General features: G+C 31.9%; 20 protein-coding genes, 1 tRNA gene and 1 riboswitch. Of the genes, 3 read left to right on the top strand and 18 right to left on the bottom strand.

The genetic code is table 11. From position 1 onward, the window contains the following. Positions 1 to 119: 119 nt before the first annotated feature. From BLV79_RS10490 to ribD, 16 genes are all read right to left on the bottom strand, one after another. Entirely contained in the window at positions 120 to 1,511 is a 1,392-nt protein-coding gene (locus BLV79_RS10490; protein WP_074718769.1) for an MATE family efflux transporter, read from the bottom strand. Between the two features lie 16 nt (positions 1,512 to 1,527). Then, complete coding sequence (locus BLV79_RS10485) at positions 1,528 to 2,046, bottom strand: hypothetical protein (protein WP_074718767.1); 519 nt, start codon at positions 2,044 to 2,046, stop codon at positions 1,528 to 1,530. Between the two features lie 192 nt (positions 2,047 to 2,238). Further along, entirely contained in the window at positions 2,239 to 2,733 is a 495-nt protein-coding gene (locus tag BLV79_RS10480) for an HD domain-containing protein (RefSeq protein ID WP_074718765.1), read from the bottom strand. Positions 2,734 to 2,941: 208 nt separating this feature from the next. Further along, positions 2,942 to 4,297 carry an NCS2 family permease gene (locus tag BLV79_RS10475; RefSeq protein WP_074718763.1) on the bottom strand — a complete coding sequence of 452 codons (1,356 nt, stop codon included), beginning with the start codon at positions 4,295 to 4,297 and terminating at the stop codon, positions 2,942 to 2,944. Between the two features lie 108 nt (positions 4,298 to 4,405). Next, positions 4,406 to 5,680 carry a phosphoribosylamine--glycine ligase gene (gene purD, locus BLV79_RS10470; protein ID WP_074718761.1) on the bottom strand — a complete coding sequence of 425 codons (1,275 nt, stop codon included), beginning with the start codon at positions 5,678 to 5,680 and terminating at the stop codon, positions 4,406 to 4,408. A gap of 91 nt (positions 5,681 to 5,771) precedes the next feature. Next, entirely contained in the window at positions 5,772 to 6,395 is a 624-nt protein-coding gene (purN, locus tag BLV79_RS10465) for a phosphoribosylglycinamide formyltransferase (protein ID WP_074718759.1), read from the bottom strand. After that, positions 6,389 to 7,414, bottom strand: a complete 1,026-nt coding sequence (gene purM / locus BLV79_RS10460) for a phosphoribosylformylglycinamidine cyclo-ligase (RefSeq protein WP_074718757.1) — start codon at positions 7,412 to 7,414, stop codon at positions 6,389 to 6,391. The genes purN and purM overlap by 7 nt, the downstream gene beginning before the upstream one ends. A gap of 164 nt (positions 7,415 to 7,578) precedes the next feature. Next, complete coding sequence (locus BLV79_RS10455) at positions 7,579 to 11,373, bottom strand: efflux RND transporter permease subunit (protein ID WP_074718755.1); 3,795 nt, start codon at positions 11,371 to 11,373, stop codon at positions 7,579 to 7,581. A 97-nt stretch (positions 11,374 to 11,470) separates the two neighbouring features. Further along, a complete protein-coding gene (locus tag BLV79_RS12905) occupies positions 11,471 to 11,611 on the bottom strand; it encodes a hypothetical protein (protein ID WP_173335698.1) in 141 nt (46 codons plus the stop codon). A gap of 176 nt (positions 11,612 to 11,787) precedes the next feature. Beyond that, a complete protein-coding gene (locus BLV79_RS10450) occupies positions 11,788 to 12,483 on the bottom strand; it encodes a 5'-methylthioadenosine/adenosylhomocysteine nucleosidase (protein WP_074718753.1) in 696 nt (231 codons plus the stop codon). Positions 12,484 to 12,625: 142 nt separating this feature from the next. Beyond that, complete coding sequence (locus BLV79_RS10445) at positions 12,626 to 13,087, bottom strand: S-ribosylhomocysteine lyase (protein WP_074718751.1); 462 nt, start codon at positions 13,085 to 13,087, stop codon at positions 12,626 to 12,628. 76 nt (positions 13,088 to 13,163) lie between these two features. Next, positions 13,164 to 14,960, bottom strand: a complete 1,797-nt coding sequence (pepF, locus tag BLV79_RS10440) for an oligoendopeptidase F (RefSeq protein WP_074718749.1) — start codon at positions 14,958 to 14,960, stop codon at positions 13,164 to 13,166. A gap of 181 nt (positions 14,961 to 15,141) precedes the next feature. Continuing rightward, positions 15,142 to 15,615, bottom strand: coding sequence for a 6,7-dimethyl-8-ribityllumazine synthase (gene ribH / locus BLV79_RS10435; protein ID WP_074718747.1), 474 nt, complete (start codon positions 15,613 to 15,615; stop codon positions 15,142 to 15,144). 24 nt (positions 15,616 to 15,639) lie between these two features. Next, positions 15,640 to 16,899 carry a bifunctional 3,4-dihydroxy-2-butanone-4-phosphate synthase/GTP cyclohydrolase II gene (locus tag BLV79_RS10430; protein ID WP_200795896.1) on the bottom strand — a complete coding sequence of 420 codons (1,260 nt, stop codon included), beginning with the start codon at positions 16,897 to 16,899 and terminating at the stop codon, positions 15,640 to 15,642. Between the two features lie 53 nt (positions 16,900 to 16,952). Next, a complete protein-coding gene (ribE, locus tag BLV79_RS10425; RefSeq protein ID WP_074718791.1) occupies positions 16,953 to 17,615 on the bottom strand; it encodes a riboflavin synthase in 663 nt (220 codons plus the stop codon). 40 nt (positions 17,616 to 17,655) lie between these two features. After that, positions 17,656 to 18,891: a bifunctional diaminohydroxyphosphoribosylaminopyrimidine deaminase/5-amino-6-(5-phosphoribosylamino)uracil reductase RibD gene (ribD, locus tag BLV79_RS10420; protein WP_074718745.1), complete on the bottom strand. Its 1,236-nt coding sequence runs from the start codon at positions 18,889 to 18,891 to the stop codon at positions 17,656 to 17,658. A gap of 241 nt (positions 18,892 to 19,132) precedes the next feature. Then, a riboswitch (FMN riboswitch) is annotated at positions 19,133 to 19,246 on the bottom strand. Positions 19,247 to 19,680: 434 nt separating this feature from the next. On the opposite strand from ribD, the gene BLV79_RS10415 reads away from it, so the two are divergent. From BLV79_RS10415 to hydF, 3 genes are read left to right on the top strand one after another with little or no spacing between them, the layout of a single operon-like run. After that, positions 19,681 to 19,926: a TM1266 family iron-only hydrogenase system putative regulator gene (locus BLV79_RS10415; RefSeq protein WP_074718743.1), complete on the top strand. Its 246-nt coding sequence runs from the start codon at positions 19,681 to 19,683 to the stop codon at positions 19,924 to 19,926. 40 nt (positions 19,927 to 19,966) lie between these two features. Next, positions 19,967 to 21,415, top strand: a complete 1,449-nt coding sequence (gene hydG, locus BLV79_RS10410; RefSeq protein ID WP_074718741.1) for a [FeFe] hydrogenase H-cluster radical SAM maturase HydG — start codon at positions 19,967 to 19,969, stop codon at positions 21,413 to 21,415. A gap of 12 nt (positions 21,416 to 21,427) precedes the next feature. Beyond that, positions 21,428 to 22,705: a [FeFe] hydrogenase H-cluster maturation GTPase HydF gene (gene hydF / locus BLV79_RS10405; RefSeq protein WP_074718739.1), complete on the top strand. Its 1,278-nt coding sequence runs from the start codon at positions 21,428 to 21,430 to the stop codon at positions 22,703 to 22,705. Positions 22,706 to 22,922: 217 nt separating this feature from the next. On the opposite strand, the gene BLV79_RS10400 is transcribed toward hydF, so the two are convergent. Beyond that, the gene (locus BLV79_RS10400; protein WP_074718737.1) at positions 22,923 to 24,140 is read right to left on the bottom strand and encodes a GGDEF domain-containing protein; all 1,218 of its coding nucleotides are present in this window, start codon (positions 24,138 to 24,140) and stop codon (positions 22,923 to 22,925) included. Positions 24,141 to 24,329: 189 nt separating this feature from the next. Beyond that, positions 24,330 to 24,402, bottom strand: a tRNA-Gly gene (locus BLV79_RS10395). Positions 24,403 to 24,430: the final 28 nt, after the last annotated feature.

Raw genomic sequence — 24,430 nt, 5'->3', positions numbered from 1 at the left:
AAAACACAGCATCGAAAGCCTAAATTGTCATAGGTAATCGATGCTGTGCTAAATTATATATTTTTTTACATCTTACATAAAGCAATAACTTTTTTGTTCTTATTCAAGTTAATAATAACTTATACTTCCTGCGTTAAATCATGAATCCACATTCCACTTTTTACCATTAAAAAAGCCACTAAGCATTTTATGAGATCTGCTAACTGAACTATTATAAAAGTTGTAATAATATCGAAGCTAGTGAAATGTGTAATCACAAAAGCTAATGGTAAACTACATACCCACACAAATCCTGCATCAAATAAAAATGTAATAAATGTTTTTCCACCTGATCTGATTGTAAAATAAGAGGCATTTTCAAATGCATAGACAGGCATAAAAATAGCACCAATTTTTATTAATGCACTTGCCACCTCTTTAATCTGCGCTTCTGTTTTATAAAGCATCGGAAATATTCCCGATAAAGAAAACATTATTAGTCCCATAAGAATACTTACTTCTACTGAAAAAATAATCATTTTATTAGCGTCATCTCTTGCTTTTTCTAATTTACCACTTCCAAGTTCCTGTCCTAAAATAATTGCTATTGCATCTCCTAATGCAATAAAACCAATATTACAGACATTTGCAAGTGTACTGTGTATATTAAAGGCTGCAACAACACTAAATCCTAATTTTGAATATTGCTGACTCAAAACTGTATTTCCCAGTGACCATAAAGTTTCATTTAAAAGAAGAGGCCATGCTTTTAACATTATTCTTTTTGCAATATCAAGAGGTATATGAAATTTCGAATATAATCCTTTGATAAAACAATATTTTGCTTTATTTCTACTAACCCACAAAACAACATAAATCACTTCAACGCATCGTGAAATAACCGTTGCTGTAGCCGCGCCAACAACTCCAAGCTCTGGCAACCCAAATTTTCCATAGATTAGTAAATAATTACCGATTAAGTTGACAAAAATAGCTACAATTCCGGCTTTCATTGGAGTAAGTGTTTCTCCGCATTCTCTTAAAGTACCAGAATAAACCTGCCCAATTGCAAATGGTATAAGACTTATACAGAGTGTAAATAGATATATTTTTGCCGCATGCAATGTCTCAACCATGCTTGCTTTATCAGCTGTTTTAGTCAACCATAACGATGCTACATCAACTCCTTTTGTATAAAAGAATACAAGACCTGTAATTGATAGTACTAATGCCATTACTATTTTCATTCGAACTGTTATTCTTATTCCTTCATCATCGCCTCTTCCAACATACTGTGCTGTAAAAATACCAATACCTGCAAGTCCACCGAAAATCATTAGATAAAAAACAAACATCATCTGATTAATAATCGCAACACCTGACATCTGGTTTGTACCAACTTGGCCAACCATAATATTATCTAACATTCCTACCAAATTTGTTATACCATTTTGAATCATTATTGGAATTGCAATTTTCAATACTTTATAATAAAAATCTTTAGATGCTATAAAATTATTCTTTTTAAACATTACTCTTCCTTTCCTATTATAATTTCCTTTTTTCTTTTAATTTTCTCTGATGTCGCTTAATCATAAACACATCTAAAATCATTTCAATTCCAAGAACCCTTATATGAAAAATAAAATGATGGAATGGATCTACCATAAGCATTATTGCAAAAATTGTTGAAATCACACACACTAAAATTCTTAATTTAGAAAAACACCTTTCCGACAACATCTCATCTATTTCTTCACCTATCTCTTTCAATGAAATAAAAGCCCACAAAATCCCCATAATGGCCAATGTATTTTCGACCTCAACTAATAATATTATTCCTAAAATGATCATAATTAAATTGTCACCAATTCGAAGTTCAAAAGATTTACCATTAAGAATTATCTCAATCAAAAGATTAATTCCACCATAAAATGTCATAATCACACCAATTAAAAAAGGTGAAAATAAAGCAACGTTTTCCGCAAAAACTATACAAATTAATCCTATCAAACAAAATATATATGCTTGATCATTTTTATTTAAAAAAACTAATAATTTCTTCATTTATGTTCTCCTTTCTAGCTTAAAATAAACATACCAAAAGTTTTTTAACAAAACATATATAAAAAATTTTTACATAATAAAAAAACAGCAACACACGATTCTCGTAACATCTTACAAAATCATATACTGCTGATTATTATCAAATATGAACTTACTATACAAGCAATTTTAATGTGCCTCTTTTTTAATAAACTATACACTAATAAACTTGCTTGCAATCAAATCTTCCATATGTAAAGTTTCTTTAGTTGCACATATTTTATCTGCCATACATACTATCCACGCTTCTTTACTTTGTGGTGGAATAATAGTAAGCGGAAACATATGATGTCTAATAATATCTCCCTCTAATTCAGAAAGAACAGTGTCCCTTCTTGCATTTTCATACGCTTTCCTTGGATGTGAGAATCCATGTAAACGATGACTGGAATCATTATCATGCCAATCATATAAAAAATAATCATGTAATAATGCGCCCTTAATCAACTTTGAATAATCAACGTCTGCTTTTAATCTATATGCTATTTCACAACTTTTAACCATAACCATTATGCAATGTTCATATACTGTCACATCGCCATGTTGAATAAATCCCTTCGTTTTTAAAAATTGGGTATTGTCATTCAAATCTTTAATTTCTCTAACCATAAGATTTTCGACTTCTTCCCATGTTTTTTTATTCTTCATAATTTTCCTTTCCTTCTTCGAATAGCCTTATTCCTTTTGTCTATTACATCACACACTTTTCATTATAAAACATCTGAAGAATAAATCAATTAAAAAAACATGAATTTTATGTGAAAATTAAGAAAAATAAAAATCGCCGAAGGATTTACATCCAACGACGATTTTTTATGTAAGACTTTAGGTTCGTATTGTTCTCTATTAATCCAGATTATAGGAAAATATATTTTAATACGAATAATATTGATAACACATACATAAGTGGTGTAACTTTTTTGAATTTACCTGCACATACGTTAAGTACTGTGTAAGAAATTACACCAAATGCGATACCTTCTGAAATACTATATGTAAGTGGCATTGCGATAATTGCTAAGTAAGCTGGAATAGCTTCTGTTAAGTCACTAAAATCAATATCTACCACTGATGAAATCATTAAAAATCCAACGTAGATTAAAGCTGGAGCAGTTGCAAAACTTGGGATTGCAATAAAAATTGGTGATAATACAATTGAAACAAGGAATAATAAACCTGTTACAACTGAGGCTAAACCTGTTCTTGCACCTTCAGCAACACCTGCTGTACTTTCTACGAAAGTAGTTGTTGTAGATGTACCGAAAATAGCACCTGCTGTTGTTGCAATAGCATCTGCTAATAAAGCAGGTTTAATTCTTGGTAATTTACCTTTCTCGTCAAGTAAGTTAGCTTTTGTAGCTACACCTACTAATGTTCCTAATGTATCAAAAATATCTACAAATAAGAACGCAAAAATAATTACAACAAAATCACCTGGTTTGATAGTGCCAATTACTTTAGAATCAAAACACTGTCCAAATGTTTTACCAATTGAAGTAACATCAAATGAACTTAATGTTGGAATTAAAGATGGAGTACCTTCTCCTACTGCATAAATTCCTGTTACTTCACAAAGCATTCCAAGAATCCATGTAATTAAAATTCCAAATAATAAAGATCCTCTAACTCTATAGTAGTTTAATACAACAATTACTAATAAACCAATAATTGCAAGAAGTGCACAAATACCAACTGTTCTAAAGTTTTCTTTGAAGTTAACAATTGTTACAAGAGTACTTCCGTCTACAACAATCTTAGCACCCTGTAATCCGATGAATGCTACGAATAAACCAATACCAACTGATACACCTTTTTTAAGAGTTGTTGGAATTGCATTAAAAATTGCTTCACGAATATTTGTAAGAGATAATACAATAAAAATAATACCTTCTGCAAATACTGCTAACAATGCCACTTTATAGCTATAACCCATAGTTCCACATACTGTATAAGCAAAGTATGCATTTAATCCAAGACCTGGAGCTAAAGCAAATGGGTAATTAGCAAGTAATGCCATTGCCATTGTTCCTACAAAAGCAGCTAAAGCTGTTGCCATAAGGATTGCATTTTTATCCATTCCTTTAGCAGCTGATAAAATAGTAGGATTGAGAGCTAGAATGTAAGCCATAGTCATGAAAGTTGTAATACCACCGACTACTTCTCTTCTAACTGTAGTGTTGTTTTCTTTCAAATGAAACATCTTTTCTAACATTTCGTTATTCTCCCTGTGACATAAATTAATATGTCTATTCTAATATTTTTTTATTTCTATCGACTGCAACAGCAAAATGTTACAGTCAAATAAAAACCTAAATTTTACTTATGCTTCATCAATTGCTTTACCAATATCATGACGCATATATTTATTAGCAAAATCAACCCACTCAGTAGCTTGATATGCTTTTGCTCTGGCATCTTTTAAGTCACTTCCTGTTGCTGTAACACCTAGAACTCTTCCTCCATTTGTTACAATTTTGCCAGATTCATCAAATTTTGTTCCGGCATGGAAACAATAATAGTCATCCTTGCCATCGAACTTCTCTAATCCAGTAATTTCAAATCCTTTTTCATATGCTACTGGATATCCATCAGAAGCTAATACAACACAAACTGCTGCATTGTCTTCGAACTGTAAATCTATTTCATCAAGTTTTCCTTCAACACATGCTTCCATAACATCAATGATATCATTTTTCATTCTTGGAAGTACAACCTGTGCCTCTGGGTCACCGAATCTTGCATTATATTCTAAGACTTTAGGTCCATCTTCTGTCAACATTAGTCCAAAGAAAATTACACCTTTGAAAGGTCTGCCTTCTTTTGCCATTGCATCAACAGTTGCCTGATAAATATGCTTTTTACAAAATTCATCAACTTCATCTGTATAGAATGGACTTGGTGAAAAATTACCCATTCCTCCAGTATTTAGACCTTTGTCGCCATCTTTTGCTCTTTTATGATCTTGAGCTGATGACATAATTTTAATAGTTTTTCCATCAACAAATGATAAAACTGATACTTCTCTACCTGTCATAAATTCTTCGATTACGATTGTGTTACCTGCATCTCCGAACTTCTTATCTTCCATTAGAACTTTAACACCTTCCTGTGCTTCTTCTAATGTGTTACAGATTAAAACACCTTTTCCTAAAGCTAATCCACTAGCCTTTAATACTATAGGCATTTTAGCTGTTTCTAAATATTTTAAAGCATCATCTTTATTATCAAAATTTGCATACTCAGCTGTAGGAATATTGTATTTTTTCATTAAATCTTTTGAAAAAGCTTTTGAGCCTTCCAAAATTGCTGCATTTTTTCTAGGGCCAAATACTTTTAAGCCTTCTTTTTCAAATTCATCTACAACACCAGCAACAAGTGGATCATCCATTCCTATAATTGTAAAATCAATTGATTCTTTTTTTGCAAAATCAACAAGGCCTTTAAAATCCATTGCTTGAATTGCTACACACTCTGCTAATGCTGCGATTCCAGCATTACCTGGTGCACAAAAAATTTTATCCACTCTACTGCTCTTTGCAAGAGCTGTTACTATTGCATGTTCTCTTCCGCCGCTTCCAACTACTAAAACTTTCATCTTTATGCCTCCATCTAATGTAAACGTAATTTATAATTGCTACATAATTATCATATACGTTTTGTACATTTTATTCCATGTACCTTTGCACTTACTTTATGTATACCTTTTTGTCAATTACGCTCACTTTATTGTTAGCAATCAAATTAATTGCCTGTGGCATAATTTTCCATTCAGCTTGTTCCATAACTCTTCTTTGTAAAACTTCTGGAGTGTCATCTTCTAAAACTTCTACTGCTTTTTGAAGAATGATAGGACCAGTATCTGTTCCTTCATCAACAAAATGTACTGTTGCTCCAGTTATTTTAACACCGCGACTTAGTACGCCTTCGTGAACTTTAAGTCCGTAGTATCCTTTTCCACAAAATGATGGAATTAACGAAGGATGAATATTAATTATACGATTTGTATATTTTTTAATCATTTCCTCCGGTACAACTACCAAAAATCCCGCTAAGACTACTAAATCCACATCATAACTATCTATTTTATCAATAAAAACTCTGTTAAATTCTTCTCTACTGTCGTAACTTTTAGGTGATATACAAACAGATTCTATTTCATGTTTCTTGGCTCTTTCTAATGCATAAGCGTTAGCATTATTACTGATTACTACAGAAATCTCAGCATTTGTAATTGCCTTACTATCAATTGCATCTATAATAGCCTGTAGGTTTGAACCACCGCCTGATACGCAAACCGCAAGTTTTAACATAATTCAACTCCCTTTTCGCCATCAACGATCTTACCTACAACATATGGTGTATCACCTGCTGCCTTAATTGCGTCCATTGTTTTGTCAACATCCGCTGGATCAACTGCAAGTACCATTCCAAGTCCCATGTTGAAAGTATTGTACATCATGTGTTCTTCAATGTTACCTTCCCTTTGTAACATTCCAAAAATTGGTGGAATCTTGTAACTATCTTTTTCAATTACCGCACGTTTTCCTTCTGGTAACATTCTAGGTACGTTCTCATAGAATCCTCCACCTGTAATATGACTACATGCCTTTACAACTACGCCTGCATCTTTGATACTCTTTAAAGCTTTAACATAAATTCTAGTTGGAGCTAAAAGTGCTTCACCTAATGTTGTTCCTAACTCTTCATGATAAGTCTCTAAAGTAGCTTTATCCACATTGAAAACTTTTCTTACTAATGAAAATCCGTTTGAATGAACTCCTGTAGAAGCCATACCGATTAAAACATCATCTGCTTTTAAATTCGCACCTGTGATAATGTCTTTTTCATCAACTACACCAACTGCAAAACCTGCTAAATCATATTCATCCTCTTCCATAAGTCCTGGATGTTCAGCTGTTTCTCCACCAATCAAAGCAGCGCTTGATTGTTTACAACCTTCTGCAACACCTTTAACAATTGATGCGATTTTCTCTGGATAATTCTTACCGCAAGCAATATAATCTAGGAAAAATAATGGTTCTCCACCTGCACAAGCAATATCATTTACGCACATTGCTACACAATCAATACCAATTGTGTCATGTTTATCTAAAACAAATGCAAGCTTAACTTTTGTTCCAACTCCATCTGTTCCTGATACTAAAGTAGGTTTTTCCATATTTTTAATTGCTTCTAATGAAAATGCTCCTGAAAATCCGCCTAATCCTGTTAGAACTTCTTTTCTCATTGTCTCTTGAACATGTTTCTTCATAAGTTCAACTGATCTGTATCCTGCTTCAATATCTACACCTGAGTTTTTGTAATCCATTTTTTTTCCTCCTGTATTAACACATAACTAAACTACTGGATTAGTCATATTAAATTGTGTTCGAATATGCCCTCGAATCACCTTCTATAGTATAACTTCATTTTATAATTTACTCAAATAAAAATTAATAATCTTTTCTATAAGATAAACTAATAAAAGAGTGTTTATTTTTCTTTTCGATGGACAATATCATAAATACAAGGTTCTACAACCAGTGTGAGAAGTGTACCGTAAATCATGCCTCCTATAATTGTTATAGCCATTGGCTGCATAAGTTCTGATCCTTCACCTATTCCAAGTGCCATTGTTGACATCGATAGAATTGTTGTAAGTGCCGTCATCAAAATTGGTCTGATTCTTACAAGACCTGCACTTATAATTGCTTCTTTCTTTTCTAAGCCACTTTCCCTCGCCTGGTTAATATAATCGATAAGAACAATACCATTATTTACAATCAATCCTGCAAGCATAATAAATCCAATCATTGCAATTACACTAAGTTCGTTTCCGGTTACAAATAATCCTATAAAACCACCTGTAAAAGCCAAAGGAATTGTAAACATAATAATAAATGGCGAAAGTAATGATTGAAACTGTGCAACCATTATTAAATAAATAAAAATAACTGCAAGCAAAAGCATTAAATATAATTGACTCATTGATTCTTTAATGTTTTCATCCTCTCCTACCATTTCAATTGTATAACCTTCTGGTAGTTTCAACTTTTTAATTTCTTTTGAAATTTCATCACTTACAAGAGATACATTGTGTTTTTCATCAATCGAAGCTGAAACATTAATGTATCTACTCTGTGAATCTCGATTAATGGTACTAAGAGTTTTTATTTTTTTGAAGGAAGCGATTTCCTTTAATGGTATCGTGCTTTCATTTCCTGTTAAATCTTTGGATTTAAAAGTTAAATTTTCAATATCTTCTAAAGTTGCTTTGTTTTGCTTATCAGAAACCAAATATACCTTATAGTCTTTCAAATCAGTTTCTATTGTAGTTGTTGGACTCTCATTTTTCATTACTTCATATACTAACTGATAAGCCTGTGCTACCGTAAAACTATGCTCAGCAGCTTTTTCTTTATCTATAGTGATACAAAACTCATCCATTGTATTTTTTAAGCCATCATTAACATAATCAACTCCTTCTGTTTTTTTTACGATTTTTGCTGTTTTCTTGGCTATCATTTGTAATTTTTCAATGTCTTTTCCTTTAATTTGAACAGCAATTCCGCTTCCTAAGAAGCTTTCAAAATCCATTGCAGATGTTTGTGTACTCACATTACAATTCATGTCTTTTGTTTTTTTATGAATATCTTTTTCTATATCCTTTAAGCTTCTTTTGTTATTATCATTTAAAATTACATACATTGTAATTGAACTAGATCCACCAATTCCCTGAATTCCAAGAGATGCTGATGTGCCTCCTGTCATGGCTCCAACCGTTTTTACTCCATCGATTTTTCTTATTCTTTCTATAATAGCATCTGATTTTTTTGTTAAATCTTTAAATTCAAGTGTTTCTCCTCTCTTAGGAGATATCGTTACAGAAATTTGATTTGTTTCCATTTCCATATTCATAAAAATCATTCCTCGTGATATCATCGCAAAAAAAGTAGACACTAAAAGGAGAACCGTTACCAAAAAAACGATTATTTTATGTTTTAAACATTTTCCCAGAAAAGCTTCATATTTTAATTTTATTTTTTCAAACCAGACTATCTCCTTTTCTTCATCTTTAGCTAACATCTTAGAAGACATAGCTGGAACAACTGTAAGTGCCACTATTAAACTTGCAACAAGTGTAAATGTTACTGTAAGTGCCAAATCTACAAAAAGCTGACGAGTTATTCCTTCTGTAAAAACAATTGGTGCATAAACGCTGACTGTTGTTAGCGTCGACGCAATAATTGCTCCTGATACTTGTTTAGCTCCCACTATAGATGCCTTTTTTATGTTATCAGTTTCCTGTTTCATTCTAAAAATATTTTCAACAACAACTATCGAGTTATCTACAAGCATTCCTATACCTAGTGCGAGGCCCGACATCGATATAATGTTCAACGTAATTCCCATAAAATACATCAAAACTATTGCAAACACCACTGACATTGGAATTGAAAATGCAATTATAATCGTTGTTCTCCAATCTCTCAAAAAAATGAGTAATACTATAATTGCAAGAATTGCTCCAAAAATCATATTCTGAGCAACACTCTTTACGATTATATCAATATAAATTCCCTGGTCCATAAGCACTGTGAATTTTAATTTATTATTCTCTTTTTCTAATGATTTGAATTTTTCTTTTATTTTTTTAGTTACATCACCCGTAGAATAACCTGTCTGTTTTTCCATAGCAAGTAAAATTCCAGGTTTTTCATTTACTCGTGCATAAGTGCTATCCGAATTATCTGTAAGTTCTATTCTTGCAATATCTTGTAAACGCACCATAGAAACATTATCTAACTTCATATCTATCAACGGTAGGTTCTCTAGTTCATCTACAGTCTTTACTTTTTTTCCTACACTTACTAAATATTTAACATTATTATCAGTTACATATCCAGCTGGCATATCAAAGTTTTGTGCTATTAAAATCTTAGATAAAGTATCCATTGATAAAACTTTATTAAGATCTGCCTGAGATAATGTTGAATTCTTGGTATCTTCTATTTTTTCTTTCGAATCACTTATTTTATCTGCTGCACTTTGAAGTTTAGCCGAATTAGTAGCCATTTCCATTGATGCAATAGCAGCATTCGAATTAAGCACCTCAAGAATGCTAGAGGTTGTATACGTTCCAACCAATATTTCTCCTAAAGATGTTGAAAGTGTTAATATTTGAGTATTTAAAACTGTGATATCTTCTGCGACTTTACCTGATGCTTCATTAAAACTAGCATAATCATCAACATTAAATCCAATCTCTTTTAGAGCCGCAAATCTGTTTTGAATGTCAAGGTTTTGTCCTTCAATCGCTTTCCTAGTTTCTTCTATTTGTTTTTCTAATTCTTGTCTATTTCCTACTCCAACCTGCTGAGCGGCTTCATTTAATGCACTGAGTCTTTGAACATTTTTTTCTAATTCAACAAAATTATTACTTGTCGAATATGTTAAAAAAGTCTGTTGTATCCTTAACAGCTCATTACGATCTTTTATTAGTTTTTCTAATTGATTTTGTATATCTGATTGCTTTTTATATAATTCTTCTTTTTGTTTTAAAGTATTATTTATGGTATTTTCTAATGCCTTCTTACCATCTTCAATTTTATTTTGACCATTTTTTATTTCTTTATCTGCACTATCTAATTTACTGCTTGCTTCTTTAAATTTTTCTTCTATACCCTGTTTTATTTTATCATTTAATGTATCAATTTTGCTCTGATCAAGATAAACATTTACTTTTTGTTCTAGCTGACCTGATGTTGACACAGAAGCTACGCCTTCTACACTTTCTAGTGAAGGTTTAACTTCATTATTAATGTAATCTGATAATTTATTTGCATCTAAGCCTTCTACATCTACAGCCGCATTCATTACGGGTAACATATCAGGATCTACTTGCATTATAATTGGAGATGATGTTTTATCATCCCACTTACTTTTTAATTGTTCTATTTGTTGCTGAATTTCAATAATTGTAGAATCCATGTTTGATGATTGTTCATATTCTAGCATTACCATGGAATAACTATTGCTAGAACGAGATGTAATTTCTTTAATATTAGATGTTGTCGCCATAGACGCTTCAATAGGTGCCGTTATATTTGTCTCTATTTCCTTTGGACTTGAGCCAACACTTGTTGTAACAATAATTACATATGGAAAACTCATATTAGGCAACAAATCCATTGTCATTTTTGATAATGATACTATTCCTATAACAATTACCAACAAAACTGCAACCAGAACTGTATATGGTCTTTTTACACTAGCCTTTGATAACATTTAATCCTCCCCAAAAGTCAAAAACTACACTATCAAATTTATATTTATACTAAAAAAGGAATCTGCTTTATTTAAAAAACAAATTCCTTTTTCTTAGTTATTCATCTTCTTCGCTTTCTGCTTCATCAACATAACCTGCTACTGATGCAGTCACTGCTGATACTACCGCAAGAACGGCTACAATAATAACTAATACAAAAATAAAGCCCATAAAAATTATTAAACCTGATCCATTCATATGCTATCTCCTTTGCTGTTCAACCTTCGGTTTATAAAATTTACCTATAACATATACTAATCATATCGGATACTAAACCTTCTATTATTAGTCTATATCAATAGTCATGTCTTATTAGCAAAACTAATTAGAATAATACTAACCATATTTACCAACAATATTCAAAAAAATACTTACTAACAATCAGCTCCTACTTTGCCAATAAATGATATAACTACATCTATAGCAACCTGTGCTGCTTTTGTTGCAAATGTCTGATAATCCATTGCTCCACCTTCACTATCAGAAATAGTACGTAAAATTACAAAAGGTACATTATTTACGTAACAAACGTGACCAATACTTCCGCCTTCCATCTCTGCTGCTATAGCATCGAAATTATCACAAATCCATTCTTTTTTCTCTTTTGTATGGATAAACTGATCACCTGTAGCAATTGTTCCAACTTCGTAGTTTAATCCTTTTTTCTTTAAAGTTTCAATTAAAACATTTCTAATATTTTCGTCTGTAGGAATATATATTTTATTGATTCCAGAAAGTAATCCTACTGGATCACCTAATGGTGATGTATCCATATCATGTTGTACAACATTTTGTGCTACTGCAACATCAAATACTTTTAATTTGTTTGTTGTACTTCCTGCTACACCTATGTTAATAAGCATATCTACGTTGTATTTTAAAATCATTGTTTCTGCACAAATTGCTGCGAACACCTTACCTACGCCTGAAACTGCTGCAACAACTTCTACATTTCCGATTTTACCAATTGTAAAATTAACAGAACTTACTTCTTCTGTTTTTTCTACCTGCATTGATTTTTTTAGGTTATCAACCTCAATTTGCATTGCACCAATAACACCAATTCTCATATAGTCTCGTCCCTTTAACTATTATAGTAGTATTTTTTAGACTCTCTCCAGAGTCAAGCATAAGCTAGAACTAGCTACACTTTTCTTACAATTCTAGCTTTATCACTTTTACTGCTATCATCCACAGATTTATTTCACAGTTTTATTTAGTTGGATATTTAAATTCCATATCTGTTTGATTATTTAAAACTTCTAAATAACTCTTGCACTCTTCCTGAGCAATAGCTAAATCCAGGTTTGCATAATTACCACATTCTATTGCAGAAGCTCCAAAAACCTCTCCTTTGTGATCGATTATTTTTTGAAGAACTTCTTTTGTAATTTCAAATGCCTTTTGAGGAGTTTCATTTCTAACTAGAAGATAAAATCCTGTCTGACATCCCATTGGTCCAAAATAAACCACATTATCGCCAATTGACGAATTACGTACATATGTTGCAAACATATGTTCAACTGAATGCATATCGGCATTGCTCATATATGAACCAGCATTAGGTTTTCTAGTTCTTAAATCATATGTAATGATATCTCCATCTACTCTAGAAATATAAAATCCAGGTACTAAAACATCATGATCTATTGTAAAACTTTTAATTCTATCCATGAAAATTTCCTCCTTAAATAACAAGAACAGTTCTTATCATTATAGCATCAAATAGAACCTTTTTGCAATCCAGTTGTTATAAATCTAAATATTCCTTTAGGTATTCTTCAAAACTTTCTAAAGCTTTATCTACAGGTTCAGAACTACTCATATCTACACCTGCTGCTTTAAGTAATTCAATAGGACTCTTTGATGATCCTCCACATAAAAATTCTTTAATATATCTATTTGCTGCTTCTTCTTTTCCTTCTAAAATAATCTTTGCAAAAGCTGTTGCTGCTGAATATCCTGTGGCATATTGATATACATAAAATGGTGTGTAAAAATGAGGAATTCTCATCCATTCATAATCAATCTCTTCATCAACTACCATATCCTCACCATAATATAAAACATTTAAATCATGATATATTTTATTTAGTTTTTCCATTGTAAGGGCTTCGCCTGCTTGAATTTTAGAATGAACTATATGCTCAAATTCTGCAAACATTGTCTGTCTAAATAATGTTGTTCTAAATTCTTCTAACTGATGATTCAATAAATATTTTCTTATTTTTACATCATCCGTTTTTTCTAACATATAATGCATAAGCAGTGCTTCATTGCAAGTTGATGCAACTTCTGCGACAAAAATTTTATATCCCGCATATGTTATCGGTTGATTCTTATTAGAAAAATATGTATGCATTGAATGACCCATTTCATGAGCAAGTGTAAAAACATCGTTTAATTTACCATGATAATTCAGTAAAACGTATGGATGTGTTCCATATGCGCCCCATGAATAGGCCCCACTTCTTTTGTTTCTATTTTCATAAACATCAATCCATCGACTATTCATTCCTTCTTTTAAAATAGAAACATACTCATCGCCCATTGGTTGTAAAGCATCTGCAACTATCTCTTTTGCCTCTTCAAAAGAATATTCTTTTTCAACGCCTTGTACTAATGGAACATAGATATCATACATATGCAATTTGTCAACATTAAGTGTGTTTTTTCTGTCTTTTAAATATTTGTGAAGTGCTGGTAAATGTTTATGAACCGTTTCTATTAAGTTGTCGTAAACACTCTCTGGTATTTCACTTTTATCTAATTCCATTGCTCTAGAACTTGAATAATTTCTAAGTTGCGAATAGAAGTTTTCCTGTTTTAAGTTACTGGTAAATATTGCAGAAACGGTATTTCCATAAGCTTTATATGAGCTATATAAACATTTAAACGCATCTTCTCTTACTCTTCTGTCATAGCTTTGCATATAGTGAATAAAATTACCATGCGATAATTCTACTTCATTTCCGTTTTCATCTTTGATCTTTGGAAATTTAATATCTGCATCATTGAACATGTGGAAAATATTATCTGGACCCATCGCAATTTCACCTGCTTTTGCAAGTATTTCTTCGCTTTTTTTATCTAAGACATGATCTTTTGTACGCTTTATCTCGTCAATTAATCGTTTATATTTTAATAATTCTGGTTTTTCCTGGTAAAAACTTTCAAACTTTTCATCCGAAATCTCTAATAATTCTGGATTTGCAAATGATGTTGCGCCGCTTGCATTTACCAACAACAGTTCAGCATTAGCCGCATAACCCTGATATTTCGAAACTGTTGTATCCTGATGATATCTTTGATTAGCATATACATAAACGCGATCTACATAATAATCTAGATTGTCGCTTTCTTTAAAAAAATCTAATAAATTCTGGGCACTTGAAGCTAATGTTCCTTGAAATTTGGAAATTTGCTCAACAATTTCATTTGCTTTACTCAATTCCTCTTCCCAAAGAACATCACTTTCATAAATATCTTCAAGCTTCCATTTATATTTTTCTTCTATTTCATCTCTATTTAATAATTGTTTTTTCATAATTCCTTCACCCTTTCCTAGAACGTAAAACTTTATAACAAGAATTACTATTTTAGGCTAAATAATCAATTAAAGTTTTTATTGTAGTCTTTCATAATTCTATCGTAGTTAGTCTCATATAATTCTATCATAGATGAATTGTAAAAACAATTATTCTATTTTATATATTTTTTATGTCTTTTTATATTTGTTTCATTAAATTAACCATCTCTATTGCAGAAAGTGCGCAATCATATCCTTTATTACCTGCCTTGCTTCCTGCTCTTAGAATTGCCTGTTCAACATTTTCTGTAGTTACAACGCCAAATAATGTTGGAACTCCAGTGTTTAATCCTACCTGCGCAATACCCTTTGAAACTTCGTTACATACATAATCATAATGTGTTGTATCTCCCCTGATTACAGCTCCAACGCAAATAACTGCATCATATTTATTACTCTGAGCTAATTTTTGAGCAATGATAGGAATCTCAAATGCACCTGGTACCCAAGCCGCATCTATGTTTTCCTCTTGAACACCATGACGAACTAATCCATCAACTGCACCACCGACTAATTTATTAACGATAATTTCATTAAATCTTGCTGCTACAATTGCAACTTTCATCCCCTCTGGTGCTACTACTTTTCCTTCCAAAACATTGATATTGTTCATTTTTTTTATCCTCTCTCTTCTAAATTATTTGCATAATTTTTTTGTATCTATATTTTTTAATATATGACCCATTTTTTCTTTTTTGGTTTTTAAATAGAATGCATCAAATTTCTGTGGTGAAATTTCAATAGGTACACGCTTATTAATTTTCAAACCAAAATCCTCTAATCCATATACTTTAAGTGGGTTATTTGTCATAAGATTTATTGTCTTTACACCTAAATCCTTTAAAATCTGTGCTCCAACCCAATATTCTCTAAGGTCTGGTTTAAAACCTAATTTGATATTTGCTTCAACCGTATCGTATCCTTCTTCCTGGAGTTTATACGCTTTTATTTTATTAATGAGTCCGATTCCTCGTCCTTCCTGTCTCATATAAAGAATGATTCCTCGTCCTTCTTTTTCTACTTTTTCCATTGCAGTCTGGAGCTGTTTACCACAATCACAACGCAAAGAACCAAACGCATCACCTGTTAAACACTCTGAATGAACTCTGATTAAGACGTCTTCTCCATCTCCTATGTCACCTTTTACCAATGCCACATGATGTTCGCCCGTAATGTCATTTACATAACCACACATTTTAAAAGTTCCGTGTTCCGTAGGTAAATTTGCCACTGCTTCGCACGTTACATGTTTATCGTGACTTCTACAATAATCCTGTAAATCTGCAATCGTTATGAAAACTAATCCATATTTTTCTGCAAAATCAAATAATTTATCCTGACGCATCATTGTTCCATCATCATCCATAATTTCACAACAAACACCACATTCTTTTAATCCTGCAAGTCTCATCAAGTCAACTGTAGCTTCTGTGTGACCATTTCTTTCTAAAACACCATTTTTCTTTGAAATTAGAGGAAATACGTGTCCAGGGCGACGAAAATCTTCTGGTTTAGCATCTTCCTCAACACATTTTCTTATCGTATACGCGCGCTCTTTGGCTGAAATTCCTGTTGTTGTATCCACATGGTCAATTGATACTGTAAATGCTGTTTGATGATTATCCGTGTTGTTTGTTGTCATTGGTGGAAACTGCAATCTATTTGCCAAGTTCTGACTCATAGGTGTACAAATAAGTCCTTTTGCTTTTGAAGCAATAAAATTAATATTTTCTTGTGTTGCAAATTCTGCTGCACAAATCAAATCTCCTTCGTTTTCTCTGTCCTCATCATCAGTTACTAGAATAATTTTCCCTTGTCTTAAAGCCTCTAATGCTTCCTCTATCTTGTTATATTTTCTTTCTTTTTTGATTTCAACATCAAATGTTCTGTTTTCCATATATACCTCCTATATTGAATAGACTTTTTCGTACTATTCTTTTATTTTCATATCTAAAACCCGTTTTCTAAAAGCATTTCCATTGTTACATTACTTTGTTTTGGCTCATCTTCATTACCCAAAACATAATCCTTTTGCATAAAGTTCTTTACATATTTTCCAATCATATCATTTTCAAGATTAACAACATCCCCAATTTTCTTAGAGCAAAGTGTTGTTTCATCCTTCGTGTGTGGAATAATTGACACTGCAAACGAAGTCTCATCTAAATACGCAACCGTCAAACTTATTCCATCGATTGTAATCGAACCTTTCATAACTATAAGATCAATTATATGTTTAGGAGCATCTATGTATATCCATATTGCGTTTCCATCTTCTTTCATTTTAGAAATGATACCTGTCCCGTCAATATGCCCCGATACAATATGACCACCAAATCTGCCATTTATTGCCATAGCCCTTTCTAGATTTACTCTAGAATCCACTTTAAGACTTGATATTCCAGTTCTTTTTACTGTTTCTGACATAACATCTACTGTAAAACTATTACTAGAAATCTTATTTGCTGTAAGACAAATTCCATTTACTGCAATGCTATAACCTAAATGAATATCTTCCATGATAGTTTTACATTCTATTTCAATGGACATATAGTTTCCATTTTTTGATATTCTTTTTATCTTTCCTATCTCTTCTATAATTCCAGTAAACATTTGTTTTTTCTTTTCTCCTTTGAAGATACAAATATACGTTTTAATATTTTTTACAAACCTTATATCCAATCATAACATCCCCACCTAGCTTTTCTAAATTCTTTAAAGATAACTTATATGCCTCTTCAATTTTCGAAATACCAAGGCCTTCAACAGGACTTTTAGCTTTTCCACCAAATATTTTAGGTGCTATAAAGCAGATTATTTCATCAACAACTTCACTTTTTAGAGCATCTTCATTTAAAGTTGCTCCTCCCTCAAGTAAAATTCCATCTATTCCAATCTCACCCAAAAAACTCATCAAAGTTTTTAAATCAACTTTAATTTTTGATTTTGATTTCAAATTAGAATTAGATTTAACCGCATTTATCAAAATGATTCCTCTAAAACGCAATTCAAATATTTTATTTAGCGTCTCTTCGTCAACTTCTTTAAGCTCTTTGCTATTTTTTATTTTATCAATATTTATCTCACCATTTTCAAATTCACTAAAAGCTGTAGCAATTATTGTTGGATATTGATTTGCAGTTTTTACAATATTTGAATCCATCGGAATTCTTAGTTTAGAATCACAAATTATTCTAATTGGATTTCTTACCTCAGTTATATCTTCAGCCTCTAGTCTACAATTCAACATTGGATCATCCACTAAAACAGTATTAATTCCAACCATAATTCCTTTATATTTATTTCTTAAAGTGTGCACATATTTCAATGCTCCTTCTCCTGTAATCCATTTGGATTCATTCGTTTTTGTAGCGATTTTTCCATCCGCAGTCATAGCATATTTCATCACAACATATGGTTGTTTTTTCTGGATATATTTGAAAAAGACATCATTTAATCTGTCGCATTCTTCTTTCAAACAATCACGCTTTACCTCAATTCCTGCATCCTCTAAAATTTTTATGCTTTTTTCTCCGACTAAAGGATTAGGATCTCTTGATCCAATTACAACTCTCGAAATCTTATTTTCTATAATTGCATCCGTACATGGTGGCTGTTTTCCCCAATGACAACAAGGTGTTAACGTAACATACATTGTTGCCCCATTTAATCCTTCTCTATCACCACCATTTTCCTTTAAATAATTAAAAATTGCATCTCTTTCTGCGTGAAAATCACCATATTTTTTATGATAACCTTCTGCAATTATCTTTGAATTTTTTACAATCACAGCTCCAACTAGAGGATTAGGATTAACCTTTCCGACACCATTTCTCGCTAGACAGATAGCTTTTTCCATAAAAAATTCATCAACTTCGATATCTTTCATATTTCTACCTCTAATTCCACTTTTGCTTTTTTTAATATATAATACCTTGATATTTATTCTTTGGGACTTTGTACGACTCGAATCCGCCGTCTTTAGAAATTAGAATTACTAAACCTAGTACGGTTTCCATAAAACTTAATGATTATTTTGCTATTTATTGTTTTACTATTCATTATGTTTTACGTCTATTCATTAGAAATCACTATCTGACACTGTCACATAGCTAACTAATAAATTCATTTTCATTCTTCTCTCATCCAGACTTTACTGTCGGCTATGGAATCTCACCATATCAACCTTTTGGCTCGCGGGCTTTACCGCCGGTAGGGAATCGCACCCTGCCCCGAAGAACAATTCTATTTATTATTATTACTAAAATTTATTTTTTATTTATCACGTCACATTATAATTCACATATCTATTAATTGCAACCCACTTTTTTAAAAAATTATAAAAATATTTAAAAAAAAAATAAAAAAGGCATATTTTAAATTCTATTTTGTAAAAAAATGCCATTTCTATCTTTTAAATAGCAATTCTATCATTTTACACGCATATTACGTCATATTGATAAATCCAAAAATAATCACGCCGAAAATTTTTGTGTATCTCATAAAATACAATCTATTTTTAATATTATTCGTTATGCATATTGACTATTGTTAAAAATTATTGTATATTTCTTAACAAAGCTCCTTTTATTAAGAATATTCAATTATTTCTGAAATACTAAGGTGTTTTTACCTACAATTTTTTTGTAGGATTAGGCTAACCTAAAGGAGAAACAAAATGGAAACACGAGTAGCATTATTAAGCATAATTGTGGAAAATTCAGTTTCTGTTAATCCACTCAATGATTTGCTTCACGAATACAGTGAATTCATCATTGGTAGAATGGGAATTCCTTATCAGAAACGCGGAATCTGCATTATTAGCATCGCTTTAGACGCACCTCAAAATACCATTTCTACTTTGTCTGGCAAGATTGGCAAACTTAATGGAATAAGCGTAAAAACTGCTTTTTCCAAAGTTTAATCTAACTAAATTTTTCAAATGAAGAAAGAGAGAAACACAAATGGCAATTTATAATCCAAAATCATTAAAGGCAGAAGAGTTTATAAATCATGAGGAGATACTTAAAACTCTTGCTTATGCCGACGAAAACAAAAACAACGATAAATTAATCGACGAAATTCTAGAAAAGGCACGTCCTCAAAAAACCAAAACAGGTTATGTTTGTGCAGGACTATCTCACAGAGAGGCTTCTGTCCTACTTGCATGTGAAAATCCAGAAAAAATCAAAAAAATGTTTGAAGTCGCAGAAGAAATCAAACAAGCATTTTATGGAAATCGTATAGTTTTATTTGCACCACTTTATTTATCAAATTATTGTGTAAATGGCTGCCTATACTGCCCTTACCACGCAAAAAACAAACATATCGGACGTAAGAAATTAACTCAAGAAGAGGTAAAAGCTGAAGTAATCGCACTTCAAGATATGGGACACAAACGTCTTGCCATCGAAGCTGGTGAAGACCCTGTCAACAACCCTATCGAATATATTCTTGAATGTATAAAAACAATTTACAGCGTACACCACAAAAATGGTGATATAAGACGTGTTAATGTAAATATTGCAGCTACAACAGTTGAAAACTATAGAAAATTAAAAGAAGCTGGAATTGGAACTTATATTCTTTTCCAGGAAACTTATCATAAAAACAGTTATGAGACATTACACCCAACAGGACCAAAACATGATTACGCATATCATACAGAAGCTATGGATCGTGCTATGGAAGGCGGAATCGATGATGTAGGTCTTGGCGTGTTATTCGGATTAGACAAATATAGATACGAATTTGCTGGTCTATTAATGCATGCAGAACACCTTGAAGCAGTTCACGGTGTAGGTCCTCATACAATTTCAGTACCTCGTGTTAAACATGCAGACGACATTGATCCAAATGTTTTCGATAATTCTATCTCTGATGAAATGTTTACTAAAATTGCTGCTTGTATCAGACTAGCTGTTCCTTATACTGGAATGATTATTTCAACTCGTGAAACCGAAGCAGTTAGAGCCAAAATGTTGCAAGTTGGTATTTCACAGGTTAGTGGCGCATCTCGTACATCTGTCGGTGGATATACTGAAGAAGAGCGTCCACACGATACAGAGCAATTTGACGTATCAGATCAACGTACCCTTGATGAAGTTGTACGATGGTTAATGGAAACAGGTCATATTCCTTCATTCTGTACAGCTTGCTATAGAGAAGGAAGAACTGGCGATAGATTTATGAGTTTATGTAAGAGTGGACAAATACAAAACTGCTGTACACCAAATGCACTTATGACTCTTACTGAATATCTAGTCGACTATGCTTCTGAGGAAACTAGAAAAATTGGATACAGACTAATCGAAGATGAATTAAAGAAAATTCCTAAAGAAAATGTAAGAAAAATTGCTGCAGAACATATTGAAGCAATTAAAAACTCTAACAAACGTGACTTTAGATTCTAAGAGGTGAACGATATGGATTTAAACTCAACTCCAGGCGCACTGCGAACACATATTAGTTTTTTTGGTATACGAAACGCCGGAAAATCTAGCCTTGTAAACGCTATTACCAACCAAAACGTATCTATTGTTTCAAACACGAAAGGAACAACAACAGATCCAGTAAGAAAATCAATGGAGATTCTTCCTCTTGGACCAGTTGTAATAATCGATACACCTGGAATAGATGATGAAGGTCATCTTGGTGAAATGCGTGTAAAAAAAACAAAAGACATTTTAAAAGAAACAGATGTTGCAATACTTGTGGTAGATTTTACCACAGGTATTACAGCTCTTGATCAAGAGCTTATTAATATTTTTGTTGAAAAGAAACTTCCATATATCATTGCTTATAATAAAGCTGATTTATGCGAAAAATCATGTAATAATGTTGGGGTATCTACAAATAAAACTAAGTCTCAGACTTTATCAACCCTAAAACAAAATGATTGCTCTACATCCTTAAAAAATGAAATCTTTGTTAGTGCCAAAAACAACACAAACATATACGAATTAAAAGAAATGATTGGTCACATTATTAAAAATGATTCATCAGTCGAAAGAACATTGCTCGAAGGTTTGATTGAACCAAATGATATCGTTGTACTTGTTATTCCTATCGATAGTTCAGCGCCAAAAGGTAGATTGATTCTACCTCAACAGCAAGTGCTTCGTGATGCTCTCGATAAACATGCTATACCTTTATGTTGTCAAGTAAATGAATTACCTCATTTACTAGCCTCACTCAATAAAGCACCAAAACTTGTAATCACTGATTCTCAAGCATTTAAAGAAGTTGATAAATTAACACCTTCTGACATTTCCTTGACATCATTTTCAATTTTAATGGCTCGTTTCAAGGGTAATTTAAAAGAACTCATTCATGGTGCAAAAAAACTTGAGGAACTAAACAACGGAGACACTATTTTAATTTCTGAAGGCTGTACACATCATCGTCAATGTAACGATATTGGTACTGTTAAAATGCCAAATTGGATTAACAGTTTCACACAAAAGCAACTAAATTATGAATTCACATCCGGAAAAGAATTTCCAGATAACTTATCAAAATATAGTCTAATCGTACATTGTGGTGGATGTATGCTTAATTCAAAAGAAATGCTTTCAAGAATAGAAACTGCCAAAAAAGAAGGTGTTCCGATTGTCAATTACGGCATAGCTATCGCTCATATGCATGGAATACTAGCTAGAAGCATTGATATATTCCCAATATATAAAAAGATCCTATATTAATAACGTATAAATTAATAAATCTATTAATTTATACATAAATAGATTAACAATTTAATAAAATAATAACTTTAAAAAAACTCAAAAAAACAATAACTTAACTACACCAAAAAACTACGACTGTAAGCTTGCTCTGATTTACTTTCACTATACAGTCGTAGTAGTTTTTATCTTAATTTTAAAAACCCATATCTGTTCTTTATTCTCTAACCTTCACCATTTAAATAACAGCCCTCTTAATTTGTTCTTTGCTAATTCTATCTTTTCTCATATTTTCTTCTGCTTCTTTGAAACAATTAGGAACACCGTTCTTTTCTATTTTATAACGCGATACCCCTATATTTACATCTAGATTATAGAGCTGTTCTTCTCTCGCATTATATCTGGCTACAGCGTTTTTTATGTCACTCTTAAGTTCCCTTATTATTGCTCTTTCCTCATAAAGCTGTTTATCAGGTTCACTTTCTCTGTAATAAATTTTCATAAACAACGCAAATTCATTTACTTTAATTCTACCAACAATTGCTTTTCTGTTCGCATCGACAGAGAGATCTTCTATTATCTTCGCAAAAGCTTTTAGTTTTTTCCCCACTTCATCATTGCCTTGTTCACGACCTATTACATCTATTTTATCTATTTCAAAAACGAGTAGATATATAACTGCAAAATTATCGTCCCTCAATTTAGCAACCTCATCATACATCCTACGCATAAACTCACGATTATTGTTCAATGCTGTAACTGTATCTTTTGAAATAAGATCTTCTTGTGTTGCAAAAAAAATAAGTAAACTAACAATTGTAACAGAGGCAGAAATCAAAGGCATCCAATTAAATTTTATTTGAATAATACTAAAAAGTATAGGAATAAACGGAACAACTGCAAGAGTTGCATGCTTTCGTCTGTCTATAACTTCATCCGAAGAAAATAATTTTGAAAAAGCTTGAAAACTTCCCGTTATTAAATAAATATAAGCTAAAACAATCTGCAAGACATAATGACTGCCTAAATGAAACGTCAAATCCTTGTCATAATAAAATACAATACCCGTTTGTGAATTTATTACGCAAATAAAGAAATTTATAAAAACGAAAAACATAACAATCGAATTTAAAACTTCTTTTCTTTTTTGATACTCTTCACCTTTTCCTAATACATATTCAAAATAAACAAACCACAAATAACCCATAACCGTCTCTGAAACAAAATACATAGATTTAAAAACATATAACAAATCAATGTATTCTCTTCCCTTTCCATAACTAGCGACTCTACTAATGCAATCAAAGCTCACATAAAACATAGTACAAACTACAGCATTAATATATGAGCGTTTATAATTAGGATTATTCAAACGAACACTACTTTGCAAGGCAATAATAACAAGTAGCATAACACATAATACACTTATCTCTATATAAAGAGTCAAATATCTCATACTTTCACCTCATAATCTAATTTTTTATAAGAAATGCCACGATATATCCATATCATTTATCCAAAATGTATATCGAAATAGTTAAATTAGATTATTATTGTTTTTTATTATTTTGGGAATTAAGAGATGTCTCGAAATAAAAAAAATCCCGAAACCGTTGTCATCAACAGTTCCGGAACCTCTTTAAAGAGCGACAGACGGGGCTCGAACCCGCGGTCTCGACCTTGGCAAGGTCGCGCGTTACCAACTACGCCACTGTCGCATATTATTTCCGACCTAAGCCAGAAATA

Origin of the sequence: Lachnobacterium bovis DSM 14045, from assembly GCF_900107245.1 — a bacterium.
Taxonomy (GTDB): Bacteria; Bacillota; Clostridia; order Lachnospirales; family Lachnospiraceae; genus Roseburia; species Roseburia bovis.
The sequence above is the reverse complement of the archived record's forward strand: the minus strand, read 5'-3'. Positions and strand labels throughout refer to the sequence as shown.

Coding starts and splice junctions, on each gene's coding strand:
- purN (WP_074718759.1), bottom strand. CDS start 6,395: ATGTTAAAACTTGCGGTTTGCGTATCAGGCGGTGGTTCAAACCTACAG.
- purM (WP_074718757.1), bottom strand. CDS start 7,414: ATGGATTACAAAAACTCAGGTGTAGATATTGAAGCAGGATACAGATCA.
- BLV79_RS10450 (WP_074718753.1), bottom strand. CDS start 12,483: ATGAGAATTGGTGTTATTGGTGCAATGCAAATTGAGGTTGATAACCTA.
- hydG (WP_074718741.1), top strand. CDS start 19,967: ATGGCAATTTATAATCCAAAATCATTAAAGGCAGAAGAGTTTATAAAT.
- BLV79_RS10480 (WP_074718765.1), bottom strand. CDS start 2,733: ATGAAGAATAAAAAAACATGGGAAGAAGTCGAAAATCTTATGGTTAGA.
- pepF (WP_074718749.1), bottom strand. CDS start 14,960: ATGAAAAAACAATTATTAAATAGAGATGAAATAGAAGAAAAATATAAA.
- ribD (WP_074718745.1), bottom strand. CDS start 18,891: ATGAAAGATATCGAAGTTGATGAATTTTTTATGGAAAAAGCTATCTGT.
- BLV79_RS10455 (WP_074718755.1), bottom strand. CDS start 11,373: ATGTTATCAAAGGCTAGTGTAAAAAGACCATATACAGTTCTGGTTGCA.
- purD (WP_074718761.1), bottom strand. CDS start 5,680: ATGAAAGTTTTAGTAGTTGGAAGCGGCGGAAGAGAACATGCAATAGTA.
- hydF (WP_074718739.1), top strand. CDS start 21,428: ATGGATTTAAACTCAACTCCAGGCGCACTGCGAACACATATTAGTTTT.
- BLV79_RS10415 (WP_074718743.1), top strand. CDS start 19,681: ATGGAAACACGAGTAGCATTATTAAGCATAATTGTGGAAAATTCAGTT.
- BLV79_RS10475 (WP_074718763.1), bottom strand. CDS start 4,297: ATGTTAGAAAAGATGTTTCATTTGAAAGAAAACAACACTACAGTTAGA.
- BLV79_RS10430 (WP_200795896.1), bottom strand. CDS start 16,899: ATGGAAAACAGAACATTTGATGTTGAAATCAAAAAAGAAAGAAAATAT.
- ribE (WP_074718791.1), bottom strand. CDS start 17,615: ATGTTTACTGGAATTATAGAAGAGATAGGAAAGATAAAAAGAATATCA.
- BLV79_RS10485 (WP_074718767.1), bottom strand. CDS start 2,046: ATGAAGAAATTATTAGTTTTTTTAAATAAAAATGATCAAGCATATATA.
- BLV79_RS10490 (WP_074718769.1), bottom strand. CDS start 1,511: ATGTTTAAAAAGAATAATTTTATAGCATCTAAAGATTTTTATTATAAA.
- BLV79_RS10445 (WP_074718751.1), bottom strand. CDS start 13,087: ATGGATAGAATTAAAAGTTTTACAATAGATCATGATGTTTTAGTACCT.
- BLV79_RS12905 (WP_173335698.1), bottom strand. CDS start 11,611: ATGAATGGATCAGGTTTAATAATTTTTATGGGCTTTATTTTTGTATTA.
- BLV79_RS10400 (WP_074718737.1), bottom strand. CDS start 24,140: ATGAGATATTTGACTCTTTATATAGAGATAAGTGTATTATGTGTTATG.
- ribH (WP_074718747.1), bottom strand. CDS start 15,615: ATGAACAATATCAATGTTTTGGAAGGAAAAGTAGTAGCACCAGAGGGG.